Here is a 15197-nt window from a genome sequence, read left to right as displayed (position 1 = left end):
AGCGCCAGTTCCCAAGAACAAAAACTAGGGAAAAAGCCAAAAATGTACCAACCCATATTTGAGATCACGCCAGAAATCGAGCAGCATTTTGATAGTCCCCTGCGAGTAAAAGCCGAAGCAACCGTCGAGGCGATCGCCCTCAGTAAATCAATATCAACAGCAACACAACAACAACAGGTAGAACTAGCCAAAGCATCAGGATGGGGAACACTCACCGATATCTGGGTGAAAGCCAATCATCAAGGTAATACTTGGCAGCATCGATGCCATGAAAAACTAAGTCAACTATTGACCCAAGCCGAAATCCAAGCCGCCAAATCCGCAACGGCAACCGCTTACCAAACTAGCTTTGAAGTAATCCGCGCCATGTGGGATCTCCTTGGTGATATTGGTTTTACAGGTGGAGCGATCATTGAACCCGCTTGCAATACCCTAGCGTTCATGGGATGTCAGCCTACAGCGATGAGAGAGATCTCTCAATGGGTCGGCATAGAACTAGACCCAATCTCTGCCCAAATTGCGAGATTGCTATACCCAGAAGCACTGATTTACGCTCAGGGATTTGAGACAGTGAGCCTAAGTGACAACAGTTTTGATCTAGCGATCGGTAATGTTCCCTTTGGCAATTACAAACTGTACGATCCACGGTATGCCCACATGAACTTAAGCATCCATAACTATTTCCTAGTCAAATCTATAGATTTAGTCAGAGAAAATGGATTGATATGCTTGATTACCAGTTGTTTCACCCTAGATGCTTCTAATACCAGCTTTCGGAAATATCTAGCGAGTAAATTAGAGCTAGTGACTGCGATTAGATTGCCAGACATCGCTTTTAAGAGATTTGCCAACACGGAAGTAGTTGCCGATATTCTTATTTTCCGTAAACTCACAGAAACTGAACAGATAGCCACGAATCAAAAGAATTATAAATGTCCTGATTGGGTAAAGACAGTTCCATCGGGCAAACACACAGTCAATCAGGAGCCAATCATGATTAATCAATGGTTTGTAGAGGTTGCCTAGCGGCTAGGCTAAAGAGTAACCACACCAAAACTACCGAGCGAGTCAATCCTTAAAAGGATTGACTCGCTTTTTTAATTGAGAACAAACCCATGTCTATAACCCCATTAAAATTCCGCAATATCCTTGGTGAACTGACTGTCTCCAAACTATATGGAGGAGAGCATTTAGGAGTAACTGCCCCAGCAAACTTTGACCTGAGAAAAGAGATTAGCAAAATCGGTAAAGCGATCGCAAAATTCTATGAACCCTCTGTAACTCAAACCAAAGTAATTCAGATCCCACCGCAGTTACAAAAAGTGCTACCCAACGCCTTTTGCGAACATGAAGGACAAATCTATCGTCGCACCGACTATCAGCTAGAACTAGTCGCAAACCAACAACAACGCATTCGCGCCGCCATGTCTGTCGCTAAAATCCTAGACCTAGTGCTGAGAATGCAGCAATACGAAGACGAAAAAGAACTAGCCAAACTGCGTCAGATTCTCAATCAAAAATATGATGAGTTCGCAATTAGATTCGGACATTTCACCAGCAAAGAGAACCTCGGTATTTTCCACGATGACCCCAACTACTATCGATTGAGAGCATTAGAAATTGACCGAGGCAAAGGCAAAAGCCCAGCCAAAGCCCCCATCTTCCATCAAAGGACAGTCAGAGCCACCCCAAGGTATCGAGCAGACAATGCCAAAGATGCCCTAGCCCAATGTCTGGATGCCAAAAGTTATATCGATCTAGACTGGATCGCTAACCTGATTGACAAAAGCATCAGCACCGTCATCACTGAACTAGAAGGCGACATCTTCTACAACGGCACAATCCCACCCGCAACAGTGAATGAAACTACTAATTCCGAATGGATAACCAGAGAAGAATTCATCAGTGGCAACGTCGTCAACCGACTCAACAAAATCATCGCATGGCAAGAAAGCGGAGTCCCCAACTGGCTAAACATCGACAAATACCATCAAACCATCAGCAGCAATCAACCCGTCCCCTGTTTACCCGAAACCCCAGACGTAGATATCAAAGTGCGCTGTGCAGTCAAACTCGGCATCAACGTCAATGGCATGACCACCGACGAGCTAAACCTACTATTGCACAACACGATCCGCGTCAAACTAGGAACGACATGGCTCCCCGAAGATGTCATCAAAGAATTTAGCGAACAACTACTTAGCCATGCAGGAATCAGCACCGTCAAATTCCATCCCGACCCAGCCAACATCTGGGTAATCAAAGGCGACAGCAAACTGATCAACTCACCCCAAAACAAAACCGAATGGGGAACCACCAGCCACACAGCACTTGAACTGATAGAACACTCACTGAACCAAAAAGATCCCAAAATCTATGACCATATCACAGACAAACAAGGCAACGTCATCAGCATTTTGAATGTAGAAGCCACCACAGCATCGCGGACAATGCAAGACAAAATCCAAACCGCCTTTAAAGCATGGATCTGGAGTGAAGGCGATCGCGCCGAACAACTATGTCTGCACTACAACCAATACCACAACCTCTACCGCGACACCGTATATGACGGCTCACATCTAACCTTCCCCAACATGGCTCCCGACTTTCAGATGCGAAGTCACCAGCGCAACTTCGTGCGTCGCGTCGAACGGCAAAAAGCATCCTTTGCCGCCCATCGGGTTGGCTATGGCAAAACTGCCACAATGATTGCCGCAGGCATGGAGTTAAAACGCAAAGGCATGGCTCACAAAGTCATGCACGTAACCATGAAATCGATTTTGCCAGGCTACAGCAAAGAATTTAGACGACTTTATCCTGAAGCCAAGATTCTCGTACCGAATGCTCAAGACTTTGCCAAAGATCGCCGCCGAGTCCTACTGAGCCAAATCGCCACCCACAACTATGATGCCATCATCCTCACCTACGAACAATTCTTCAACCTGCAAATCAGCGAATCAACCGAACTTCTGTTTCTCGAGGAGCAAATGTCCGCAATTAGCTCTATCTGTGAAGCCACCAACAAAGAAGAATCCAAACAAGTCTTCCGCAACTTAGAAGCCATGCGAAAGAAAATCTCTTTACGCATCCAAGAAATCGAAAACAGCGATCGCAAAGACCGCGTGATTTACTTCGAGCAACTGGGAATTGATGCTTTATTTCTGGACGAAGTACAGCAAATCAAACGACTGCAAATCCTGACCACCCAGCACAATGTTGCGGGCATTCCCACAGGGTATAGCCAACGCGCCCATGACTCCTTCATGAAAGTGCGATACCTGCTCATCAACGGCAAAAGAGTCATCTTTTCCACAGGTACACCCCTAAGCAACACTATGGCAGAAATGGACGTGTGGATGCGCTATCTGCAACTAGACCTGCTACAACAGCAAGGACTAACCCACTTCGATAGCTTCTGTTCGAGATTCTGTGAAACCAGCACCGCCTTAGAAATCAGTCCCACAGGCAAACTGAAATCGAAAACCCGCCTCCGCGAATTCGTTAACATGCCCGAACTGATGGCGATGTGGTGTCAAGTCACCGATATCCAGACCGCAGCCCTTGCCGAAGTGAAAACCCCGAAGCCCCATTACCATGTGATGTCCTGCAAACCATCACCAGAGCAAATCGCCTATATGGACAAACTCTGCGATCGCGCTGAGGCAGTGGCAAAACGTAAAGTCAAACCCGAAATTGACAACATGCTCAAAATCACAGGCGATGGAGCCAAAGCTTGTATGCACACCAAATTGGTATCGCCTAATGCAAGTGAATGGATTAACAACAAACTGCTAGCCTGTGCATGGAATGTCTGGCAAATCTGGACAATTACCGCGATCGCCAAAGGCACTCAAGCAATCTTCTGCGATCGCAACGCACCCAAAAAAGACAGATGGAATAGCTATTGCTATATCCGCGATACTCTCGTGATACTGGGCATACCCGCTGACCAGATTGCCTTTATTCATGATTACGACACCGATACCAAAAAAGCCAAACTATTTGAAGCCATCAATGAGGGCATGATCAGGATTGTTTTCGGTTCGACATCAAAACTGGGAACAGGCGTGAACATGCAAAGCAAACTCATCGCCTTGCATCATATTGATTGTCCATGGCGACCATCGGATTTGGAACAAAGGGAAGGTAGAGGCGTGCGTCAGGGTAACGAATGGAGTGATGTCTTTATCTTCCGTTATGTTACTGAAGGTAGGAATAACCAAGCAGGATTTGATTCATTTCTGTGGCAAGCGATTGAGAACAAACAACGGATGATTTCGCAGGTGATGTCGGGTGATCGCACCCATCGCACCATTGAAGACATTGATGAGACAGTCCTCAATGCCGCCCAAATGAAAGCGATCGCATCGGGAGATCCGCTCATCATGGAACGCGCTACCCTCGAAGCTGAATTGCAAGGACTAGGAATGCAATTGCAAGCCTATAACGACAGGCAATTTAGGGATAAATCCAAGATTCAGTACCTAACTGACATGGTAAATACCACCCATACCGCCAGCATTCAGCGCATTCAAGACGACCTAGCCACAGTATCTCAAGCGAACCTAAAACAATTCATCAGCGATCGCGGAGTGATGCTGGATAAAGCCGTGCTCATCGATCATCACATTACCGAACAAGTGCAACGTCTAAAAGAAAGCTATCGATTGACCCACATCCAAATTGGACAATTTGCAGGACTGAACGTATTTCTAAGCAGATTTGGATCAGAGGTTAATGGGTATATCGGTACGAGCATCAATTCAGGCTATGAATTTAACGCAGAATGCCAGCAACCCTATAGTTCACTATTGCATGTAGTGAGAAATGCGATCGCTGCCAAGCTAACCACAGCCCAAGAGAATCTGGAACGAGACAGACAAGAATTGCCAATACTACAAAATCGAGTCAGTCAACCCTTTGAGCAAGCACAGGAATATGAGCAGAAATCAAATCGGTTAGGATTCCTGAAGGAGATGTTTGATGCGATCGCCCATGAATCTCCTGTCGATGATAGTGAAACTGACAACTGTGTAGATGGCGAAGACTTGGAAGAATCGCAAGAAATCTTCTGGGAAAGAGACTCTAGGGCATCTCAACTAGAGCCACCATCAACAGCGATCGTGGAGGCATTAAGGCAGAGACAGTTTGAGGATTGGGTATCAGGTGACGCTGATAACTGGCTGGAACAAATCGCGCAGCTTGTTAGCAATGTTGAGATTGAAATTCCTGTGAATGGCGATCGGCTTGGGGCAATCCCAGAATCCAAGCTATTGGCTGACTTTAGATTAGTTCGAGGAGGCGAACAACTTACAATTCCACAAAAGGTGCGATTCGTTTAGCGTGAATCACGGTAACCAGTCCGTACATAACCGCTAGAGTCAAGACTCCCAAGTCTAGCTTAACTGTCCAGACGATGTAAGTGTAAGCCTTACCGTCTAAACTCAAGACTGACTCCTTATCTGCCCACAGTGACCAAGCTCGTTACTTGGAGGCTGAAGCTGGGAACAGGGCGCAATCAGATACTAATTGCAAGTAACACTGGCGCTAAAGGGAGTCCCCAAGATGAAATAGAGCCTAGAAAAGCAATCTAGGAGTAGGCAGACGCAATCCTTAAAATCTGACCTCGCCAGAGATTAACACCCCGCCGCAACTTCTTTTGATTAGCAGCATGAGTAAGGGGTTCTGGCGATTGAATTGGCTACATCTAAAGGGACATATCAATCTTTTGGACGGAACGAATAAAAACGAGTCTAAGGTCTGTAATTTGTCGAAATTACGGTAGACCAGACGAGAGGATTAACCCCTTAGACACGGGTAGGATGGGGCGTAATTGCCTCAAGGTATTCAGAAAACATAAACTAGAGCAAATCATGGTTAGCCACGATAGAAATATTAGTGAACTTTGGAAAGAATTACCTTGGAAGAAATTTCGAGTTAATCTTTTTAGGTTGCAAAAGCGAGTGTTCAGAGCGGTTCAAGTTAAAGATATGCGGAAAGCAAGGTCTTTACAAAAACTAATTCTCAAATCCAAATCAGCTAGACTACTAGCAATTCGGCAAGTAACGCAGCTAAATGCTGGCAAAAAGACGGCTGGTATAGATGGCAAAAAGTCCCTCTCATTCGAGGAACGATTTGAGCTAGAGAAAACTTTAGCCAAACATCATATCAACTGGAAACACTCAGGTCTGCGAGAAATCCCTATCCCTAAAAAAGATGGGACAATCCGTATGCTCAAAGTACCCACAATTGCGGATAGAGCTTGGCAATGCTTAGCAAAATATGTACTTGAGCCAGCACACGAAGCAACCTTCCACGCACGAAGCTATGGGTTCAGAACAGGACGCTCAGCGCATGACGCTCAGAAATTCCTATTCAACAACCTTAGAAGCATAAGCCACGGAATCAATAAACGAGTTATCGAGCTTGATATTGAAAAATGCTTTGACAGGATTAACCACTCTGCAATCATGGAAAACCTAATCGCCCCTTCAGGGCTAAAGCTTGGCATCTTTAGATGCCTCAAAGCTGGAGTCAATGTAGGTTTTCCAGACCAAGGAACGCCACAAGGCGGAGTAATAAGTCCATTATTAGCCAACATCGCACTAAATGGCATCGAAAGTATTCACAGATACAAAGGTTCCAATAGAGTTTGGATAGAGCCATCAATCCGTTACGCAGATGACATGGTTATAATCCTACGCCCTGAAGATAACGATGTTGAAATACTTGCCAAAATCAGCGAATTTCTAGCCTCAAGAGGTATGAAAGTTAGTGAAAGAAAAACCAAGACAACCGCCACGAAAGACGGTTTTGACTTCCTAGGCTGGCATTTCAAATGTCAGAAAAACGGAAAATTTAGAAGTACACCCTCAGAGGCGAACTATAAATCTTTCCGTAAGAAGGTAAAAGCCATTGTCAATAGCTCGAATTTTGGTGCAATGGAAAAAGCTAAAAAGCTAGCACCCATTGTTAGAGGCTGGAGAAACTACCATCGCTTCTGCAAGATGGACGGTTCAAGGAACTCGTTATACCATATCGAAACCAGAGCATACAAGGTGTTTAACAGGGAAACCAAGCAAAATCGCTACTCTAGCAAGAAATTACTAGATAAAGCCTTCCCTGCCGTTCCTTACTCTGAAAGCAAACATATCAATGTCAAAGGAAATAAATCCCCCTACGATGGCGATATTGTCTATTGGAGCGAACGTAATAGCAAGCTCTATGACAACATGACCTCTAAAGCCCTTAAAAGGCAAAACCATTCATGTAAAAACTGTGGATTAAAATTCGCAGATGATGAAAAAGTACATTTACATCATGTAGATGGAAATCATAATAATTGGAAGCATAAAAACCTTGTAGCAATACATGAAAGTTGCCACGATTATCATCACATGAGCAAAAGCGCAAGCTAAGAATATCGGGAGCTGGATACACAGAAATGGGTACGTCCAGATCTAACAGAGAGGGGCTAGGGATAATACCCTACCTCGACTCTACCAATGTGGATGAGCAAAGAGAACAGCTAACATTATTCTAAGAATTCTGTTCTTTTAGAATAGAATTCCATAGGGAAAGCGCTGTCGCTAAAAGTCTGTGAAGATTTGAGATGCAAAAATGATCCAAGAAAATTGCCAGATGTCACTGTTTAAAAATAGCAAATGTTATGTAATAGTGAGTTTCAAGCGCTCAATCAAAAAGATAGCATCTAGGCTCAAAGACCATTATGCTTGCGAAATTCTCGAATGCAATCGAGATGCAGTATCATTCTTGCCTTCAAAAACTGGAACAATTCAGCAAATGCTAGCAAGTGGAAAAATACAAGACTGCACTGGAGAAAATCTAAAGATATAAATCAGTGTGATAGAAAATTAGCCTACCCATACTCATGTAGTAGAATGGGTAGGCTAATTTTTTATCACACAGGTTTGTAAGAAGTCCTTAGCAGGAATTTTGTGACGAATATAAGGAGTAGATAAAATAATGGCGTGGAAATACAAAGCGTCTGACCTACCGAGTGGCAGTGAATCAAGGCAAAGCCATGTAGAATTCATTCGCGTGAATCTCGAACTACTGCTAGCCGTAGCGTGGCACGGCTACGAAAGCGAAGGCAGAGGCGCGATTATCATCGATGTCGGCAAATCCAAAGAATCACAAATTGGTATCAGCCCCTATCAAAAATGGCTGAATTCTGAGAGCTATGGCTGCTACCTAAGCCAAGCCACAGCAGAGCGTATCGCCAAAGAATCGGGATATCCAAACCCATTCCAAAAGGATGAGAAGAGACAGATTCGAGACTACAAACCCAAAAACCAAGTCGTAGTCTGCTTTATCCGCACCGATGGCGGCTTTAGCTCCTATGTTATCGCCCATCCATTCCTGACTGCGAAACAAGCCTATGAAGCCAATAAATCTAGACTTCAAGCCGAATTCGCAGTAGATAGAACCGACTAACCCCAAACCCAATATTCAACCTTCAAAAGCCTCCCGATGCAGATCGAGAGGCTAATTTGTTATGGAGTCAAATATGACCACCAAAAGATACAAAAGCGTATTGTGTGGACTATTGCTACTGGCGATCGCCATCCATCCAGAACAGCATCACGTAGAAGAAAAGCAACCAAGAATCATCCACATCCAAACCCGTCGCCAGCGCAAATATTGGCGAAAGAAGCACAAGAGGATTAGTGCGTAGAAGAAATTAGCAGTTAGCGATTAGCCAAAAGCTAACTGCTATTTGTGAGTTCCAAAAATATGACAACAAATAGTTTCCAGTTCGGTGAATCTTCTCATCTTGCCAAGATTGAACCAGAAATCAAAAAAACAAAAAAGCTAATCGCTTTTCTACAATCCAAACTCGACAAGAATAACAGAAAAAAGAAGACCGCTATCGATCTGCAAATAGCTAAAAACCATTTGCAGATACTGTCACGCGATTGTGAAATAGCAGCAAACGTGAAGCCAATTATCAAGGAGCAAAGCTTGCATGAAAAATATCAAAGGCAACATCCATCAAATCAAAACCATGCTGAAGATTTGCAGCAAATATCATTGGGAATTGAAAAAGATTATTAGCTCTCGGAGCAAAGAAGGCTCTTATCTATTTGTAGGAGATATTCGAGCTGAATTCAAATGCCATCACGATCGACCAACTCATGCCAAATTTGACCCATCATTGACAATTCGCAGTGACGGAACGGTAGATCTCAATGAAAACCTGTTTCAAAACGACCCCTATACAAAAGAGATAAAGCAACTGCTAGAAGCAGCCCATGTGAGTACGGAACCTACCAGAAAACTAGGGACGGGAATCAAGTAAACAGAAGTCAAGTAGAGCCATCCCAAGACAACCGCTACCGAATTCACTATTACCAAACAATCGCCTAGCAGACTGCAAAAGGCGATCGCTCATCTATATCTAAATTAGAGGATACAAGCCATGAACACAGCAGCGATGATCGCCACCCAGCAAGCATTGATCGACAAAGGAGCCGAATACTTAGGCGACCTAATCGCATGGTCAATCAGTGCCGAAACCCGACTAAGCGAAGCCACCTTAAAACGAGCCGCCGAGCAAGTCAACCTCAACTTCAGTTATTTGCCCGAAAGTCCTAACAAACTGAGCGCATTCAAAAATGCCCGCACCAAAACTCAAACCCAACTGAGCAATCAAAACCTCCTCATCCGTCAAATCTCCAATAACGGAGTACTGGTCTATGGATTTGTCCTAGAGAACAAGAACGAGAAAGACAAAAAGCTGCGCTATAACCAACTCGCCTCCTATAGCTTTGATAAGAGCAACGAGACAACCAATTGGAACCAAGAAGACTGGAGCTATGAAAATGAATCGCTGATTGACATAGCCAGAACCACCTTCGACAAATGGTATGCATGGAGCCAAGAAATCACCAGCAAAGAAATCCGCGCCATGCTGACGGAGTTCGTCAAAAAAGCAGGAGTACCATTTCGAGAACGAGGTGGCACATACTTTGTTGCGCGTAGTTATCGGCTAGAACTAACCGCCTTTCGCGAACTACTACCCCTGATTCACAAAGAAAACAACATTCGCTGGATGCCGATCGCAGGCATCGGCGACATGGACATCATCGCCAGACAATCCTTAGAAAAAGAAGTGCAATCGATGTCCATTTACCTAGACGAACTTCTAGACCCTCAAAAAGTATCAGAGACAAAAGGCAGCACCCTGAAAAACCAACTCAAGGTATATCGGGAAGTCGAAGACAAGACGAAAATGCTATCCGAGCTATTGCAATTTCGCTCCGATGCACTGACCGACAAACTCGCCAAACTGCGTCAACGTTGCCTAAACGTCTTAGATGAAATTGTGACAACGACAGCAGTGGAAATCCCAGAGGAAGAAATCACCCAAACAGAAGAAATCATCGCTGAACTAGAAGAAACCAACCTAACAGAAACGACAGACGAGAACTCAGACAACCTATTCGATCTCGGCTTCTAGCGAAGTATCTAGGGAGTAGCCAACGCGCTACTCCCCATTCAAAATCAAAGATTAAGAGGAACTCAACAATGATGGCAACCGAAATCGCGCAGACCAATGGACATATCACCGCCTTGACCGTAACCCCAAAATCAGCCTTAGCGAAATTGCAACAACTGCGAGAAGAATTGAAAAGCGTGTACCTAGACCGCAGCGAAGCGATCGACCTAATCATGGTGGGACTGCTATCGAAAATGCATATCTTCTTAGGAGGCAAACCCGGCACAGGCAAAACCGAACTCGCGAAAGCCGTCTCAGACGCAATCACAGGAACCACCTTCTTCCATTACCTGATGACCAAAACTACTGTTGCCGAAGAAGTATTAGGAGCGCCCGACCTTGCCGAACTGCAAAAAGGCAAATTCGTGCGCGACACCGAAGCAATGTTACCCGAAGCCCATCTAGCGTTAATGGATGAAATTGGCAAAGCCAATAGCATTGTCCGCAACTCCGCATTAGGACTGATGAACGAACGGGAATTTCTAAACGGCAAAACCAAACTGCAATCACCATTAATCACCATGATTGGCTGTTCCAACGAACTCCTAGATGGGGAAGAAGATGGAGCATTCTGGGATCGACTGAGCCTGCGGTACATGGTCGATTATCTAGGCGATGAAGACCTGCGAACATTACTGCTCCGCAAAACAGGCAACATTGCCGCACCGCAGATTACCACCATGCTGAGCCTAGCAGAACTAGAGCAAATGCAAACCGCTGTGAAAAACGTGACATTCCCCGCCCCAGTCATCGCCTCCCTGATTGACCTGCAACGGGAACTAAAGAAAGAAAACTTCATCGTCAGTACCAGAAAATACGTGCAGATTGTCACCATTCTCAAAGCCTATGCTTATTTGCAAGAAGAACCCGAAGTAAGCGAAGACAGCTTTGAAATTCTCAACCATGTGATCTGGAATCATCCTAGAGAACAAGCGCTGATCAGAAAAATCGTCGCCAAAGTGGGCAACCCCGTGAATATCCAAGCCCAAGAAATCCTCGCTGCCATCACCGAAAAGCTTTCAAACTTGGGAAACTGTCCAGTTTATGGCACAAAGAAACAGCAAGACGATTGGGCAACCGAAGGTTCGGGAGTACTGTCCGATATGCGAAACATGATCGACAGACTGCAAAGCCTGATTGCTCAACACCCAAACAGGGCAAAGAAAGCACAACAAGCGATCGCCGAAATCGAAGCCAAGAAGAAACCATTACTAGCGAAAGTCAGCGAAATCATGTACGGAGCATAGCCCCAACCAAAAGAGAGCAGACTATCTGCTCTCTCAACTTTCTCAACCTAATAGAGACTCAAAATGCAAGAACCATTAGTGTATGTAATCCCCAAATGGACAGAGTTGTGTATAGATGATTTTAAAGAAAAGTCATCCAGACTGAATGATGTTATCGAAGAAGGCGATCGCAAAATCTACAACTTTGAAACCTTTGTCAGCGAAACCTACCATCGGCTGTACGATCGCCAGCCCAACCGATTAGAAGACAGTGCTATTAAACCAGAAAACAAAATCTGGATCGCCATCCACCAACAGATGAGCGAACTAGAAGTATTTCAACAATTTAGCAACCGCCTGAACGGAGATGAATTTCTCTCAGGCATCGGCACAACCGCCCTATGTATCGCCATCGTGGAAATGCTGCCCGAACCAGTCGAGCCACTAGAAGACCCAGAAGTAATCCGAAAACAACTGCGAGGCATCTTTGAAGCGATTCAAGAGCAAACACCCAGCGCGGGACTGATGCAAAAGATTCAACAGTTAAAACAACAGGGACTAGAAGTCCGACTTGCATGTGAAGCCTACGCCGACTCAATTAGCCCATCAGAAATTGAAACCGCACTGCTGATCGGCATTGCCAAAGCCGAAGCCGAAATGCAAGCGATCGCCGAAAGCCTATCAGCCTTTAGCGGCAGCAGCAATTACAGCAACGAAACCCAACTCAAAATCGCCGATAAAATCCATCTAGCCCAGCGCCTTCAAGCATCGCCAAAACTGCAAGCGATCGCTGAACTCGCAGGCAAGAAAATCGCGATCGCTGCCAAGATGCAACGCAGCAAAGTCAAAGAAGGACGCACCGAAATCATCGGCGTAACCACAGGCAACGACCTAACCCGACTACTGCCTTGCGAGCTAGTCAAGCTCACCCAACCCGCACTATTTCCCATATTTGCCCAAGGGTACATCGAGCGATCGCTTTTGCAACGAGAATTAATCAGCCGCGAACCCCTAGCCAGAGGACCAATCATCATTTGTCTAGATTCCAGTGGGTCAATGGCAGGGAAAGCAGAAATCTGGAGCAAAGCGATCGCTCTAGCTCTATTGAGTATCGCTGTGAGCCAAAAGCGCCATTGCCGCATCTTGCACTTTACAGACATAGTGGAGCGGATCGACGACTTTGCAGGTGAAACTCCCGACACTAATCGCGTAATTGACTGCATCGAAAAGTTCTACAACGGCAGCAGTACTTGTTTTACAGCCGCCCTCACGGGAGCATTAGCATCGATCCAACAGCACGAACATACCAAGAAAGCCGACGTGGTATTAATCACCGACGGACTAGACAACCCATCATCTAGTTTCATGGAGCAATGGCAAGCAGACAGGAAAAAGTATGAATTTAGTTGTTATGGCATTTTGATTACCAGTGGCAACCTTAGCAACTATGAAAGCACGATCGGCAAGCTATGCGATCGCTATGTGCAGATAGAAGATCTCACAGACGACGGCGAAGTATCTGACTGTTTATACAGCATCTAAAAAACTCTGAAGCGAGAAAAGGCGGCGCGATGCGCCGCCTTTTCTCGCTTTTCCTCTAGCGAGGCTCGCAAGGAAAAATTCCAAGTATTTACCAAACCCACTTACTCAAAAGGAGAAATATCTATGACCTACTCATTTCAGCAAGCAACCAAAGAAAACATCAAACTCCGCATGGCGCTGTACGGGCCACCAGGCTGTGGCAAAACCTACACCGCCCTGCAACTAGCATCAATATTGGGCAAGAAGATTGGACTGATCGACACCGAATATGGTTCTAGCCGTAAATATGCCAACCTGTTTAACTTCAAATCACTAGAACTAACCAAATTTGGTCCCAGCCAGTATTACAATGCCATTGAAAGCGCCGAAGAATCAGGATTTGATTACCTAATCATCGACTCCCTATCCCATGCATGGTATGCCGAACTAGACGCAGTGGGCAGTGACGTGAGGAACTGGGCAAAAGTCCGTCCTATCGAACGCCAACTATGGGACAAAATCATCAGCTCAAGCTGTCACATCATTGCCACAATGAGATCGAAGATCGAATATGACTTTAACACGGCTGAAGTTGGTGGCAAGCAGAAAATCACCAGTGTCCGCAAGATTGGCACAGCACCAATTCAAAAGGAAGGCAGCGAATATGAACTGGACATCTGTGGCTTACTAGATGACCAGAACACACTCACAATCTCCAAGAGCAGATGTCCCGAAATTAGTAACGGTATTTTTCCAAAACCAGGGAAGAAGTTTGCCGAAATGATTCAGACATGGCTTAGTGATGACACTCCAGCCAACAAAAATGCTTTTATCCCAGTGATCGCTGTACCTGTAAGTCCAGTTATCCAGCAACCACAGGTACAGCCCGAACTAGCCACCGTTGCCAGCAGCAATGGTCATGTATCTCAAATTGCTAGTACCAATGGTCATGTAGCAACAGCCGTGGAAACTAAGCCAATTGCCAATCCTCAAACTAATCCCAGCAAACCTGATAACCCCGCCAAAGCCGCCTTCAAAGCATTATTGGCAATTACCCAGCAACAGATCAGCAAAGTGATTGAGACTAGCATTGAGCTGTATGGAGCCGATGAAAGTGGTACAAAACCCAAATTCAACAGTGAGAATATGACCGCTGAACAAATCAAAGCCGTCTGTGAAGCACTGATGCGGGAATGGTTAGGGCTAAAAGGATACACCACCGAACTAGCCCAGAACCTGATCGACATTTCGACATCGCGGCATCCAGGACAATATGCCGCGATCGCCAAAGACATCGCCAACCAACTGGAATTCTAGAAATCGCAAAATCAATAACTCACCAGTCAAAATGGATTGGAGAGTTATTGATTTTTTTTAAAGATACGCTATCGCGTAGAAGTCCATGACCTGATTCCTAAATGGAAGGAAAAACTCATGTGTAATTCTACTAATCTCGTAGTCCTCTCTGGTTATGTCGGTAATGTATCTGAAATTCGTCAAACCAAAACCAGCGGCAAAGACGTTCTAGACTTCAGCCTCGCCGTGCAGCCCAAACCTCGTCGCGACAGAGATGGTAATTGGATCAACCAAGAACCTCTCTGGGTAAAGGTAGTCTGCTGGAATGGAACTGCGGAATATGCCGAAGAGCGCGCAGAATCTGGGCGCTTCGTCGAAGTAACTGGAGTTCTGACTCAACCAGAAGAGTATAAGTCCAAGAAAGACAAGAAGCATCATGCGCGAACTGTGATTCATGCCCAATCTCTAAACTTCATTGATGTTGTGAAGAAGTCTGCCGAAGACGAAGAGTATCAAGAATCAGCCCCTTTCTATGATGACTTCTAGTTGAAAAAGCAGAGAGCAGTATTGCTCTCTGCTTTTTTTAGTCGCTATCGCTCAAGGCTCCTGCCCAGCTAAAAAAGTAGGAAAGC

General features: G+C 45.2%; 12 protein-coding genes. All 12 read left to right on the top strand.

Going from position 1 to position 15197, the window contains the following annotated elements; genetic code table 11:
• Positions 1-42: 42 nt before the first annotated feature.
• The gene (locus H6G05_RS06400; RefSeq protein WP_242025297.1) at positions 43-1026 is read left to right on the top strand and encodes an Eco57I restriction-modification methylase domain-containing protein; all 984 of its coding nucleotides are present in this window, start codon (positions 43-45) and stop codon (positions 1024-1026) included.
• An 89-nt stretch (positions 1027-1115) separates the two neighbouring features.
• On the top strand, positions 1116-5342 hold the full coding sequence (locus H6G05_RS06395) for a DEAD/DEAH box helicase family protein (protein WP_190577320.1): 4227 nt from the start codon (positions 1116-1118) through the stop codon (positions 5340-5342).
• Between the two features lie 531 nt (positions 5343-5873).
• A complete protein-coding gene (locus tag H6G05_RS06390; RefSeq protein WP_190577319.1) occupies positions 5874-7418 on the top strand; it encodes a group II intron reverse transcriptase/maturase in 1545 nt (514 codons plus the stop codon).
• A gap of 568 nt (positions 7419-7986) precedes the next feature.
• Positions 7987-8457: a hypothetical protein gene (locus H6G05_RS06385; protein ID WP_190577317.1), complete on the top strand. Its 471-nt coding sequence runs from the start codon at positions 7987-7989 to the stop codon at positions 8455-8457.
• Between the two features lie 73 nt (positions 8458-8530).
• A complete protein-coding gene (locus H6G05_RS06380; protein ID WP_190577316.1) occupies positions 8531-8698 on the top strand; it encodes a hypothetical protein in 168 nt (55 codons plus the stop codon).
• A gap of 59 nt (positions 8699-8757) precedes the next feature.
• Positions 8758-9078 (top strand): hypothetical protein, encoded by a 321-nt coding sequence (locus tag H6G05_RS06375; protein WP_190577314.1) that lies wholly within the window; start codon positions 8758-8760, stop codon positions 9076-9078.
• Entirely contained in the window at positions 9062-9322 is a 261-nt protein-coding gene (locus H6G05_RS06370) for a hypothetical protein (RefSeq protein WP_190577312.1), read from the top strand. The genes H6G05_RS06375 and H6G05_RS06370 overlap by 17 nt, the downstream gene beginning before the upstream one ends.
• A gap of 120 nt (positions 9323-9442) precedes the next feature.
• Positions 9443-10483 (top strand): DUF6744 family protein, encoded by a 1041-nt coding sequence (locus H6G05_RS06365; RefSeq protein WP_190577310.1) that lies wholly within the window; start codon positions 9443-9445, stop codon positions 10481-10483.
• Positions 10484-10551: 68 nt separating this feature from the next.
• Positions 10552-11769, top strand: a complete 1218-nt coding sequence (locus H6G05_RS06360; protein ID WP_190577309.1) for an AAA family ATPase — start codon at positions 10552-10554, stop codon at positions 11767-11769.
• A gap of 63 nt (positions 11770-11832) precedes the next feature.
• Positions 11833-13290, top strand: a complete 1458-nt coding sequence (locus H6G05_RS06355) for a VWA domain-containing protein (RefSeq protein ID WP_190577307.1) — start codon at positions 11833-11835, stop codon at positions 13288-13290.
• A gap of 123 nt (positions 13291-13413) precedes the next feature.
• Positions 13414-14586 (top strand): AAA family ATPase, encoded by a 1173-nt coding sequence (locus H6G05_RS06350; protein WP_190577305.1) that lies wholly within the window; start codon positions 13414-13416, stop codon positions 14584-14586.
• A gap of 117 nt (positions 14587-14703) precedes the next feature.
• Entirely contained in the window at positions 14704-15111 is a 408-nt protein-coding gene (locus tag H6G05_RS06345) for a single-stranded DNA-binding protein (protein ID WP_175358797.1), read from the top strand.
• Positions 15112-15197 lie beyond the last annotated feature (86 nt).

The sequence above is a fragment of the Phormidium tenue FACHB-1050 genome, assembly GCF_014696925.1.
Lineage (GTDB): Bacteria > Cyanobacteriota > Cyanobacteriia > Pseudanabaenales > Pseudanabaenaceae > Pseudanabaena.
This window is presented reverse-complemented; position numbering and strand designations above follow the sequence as displayed.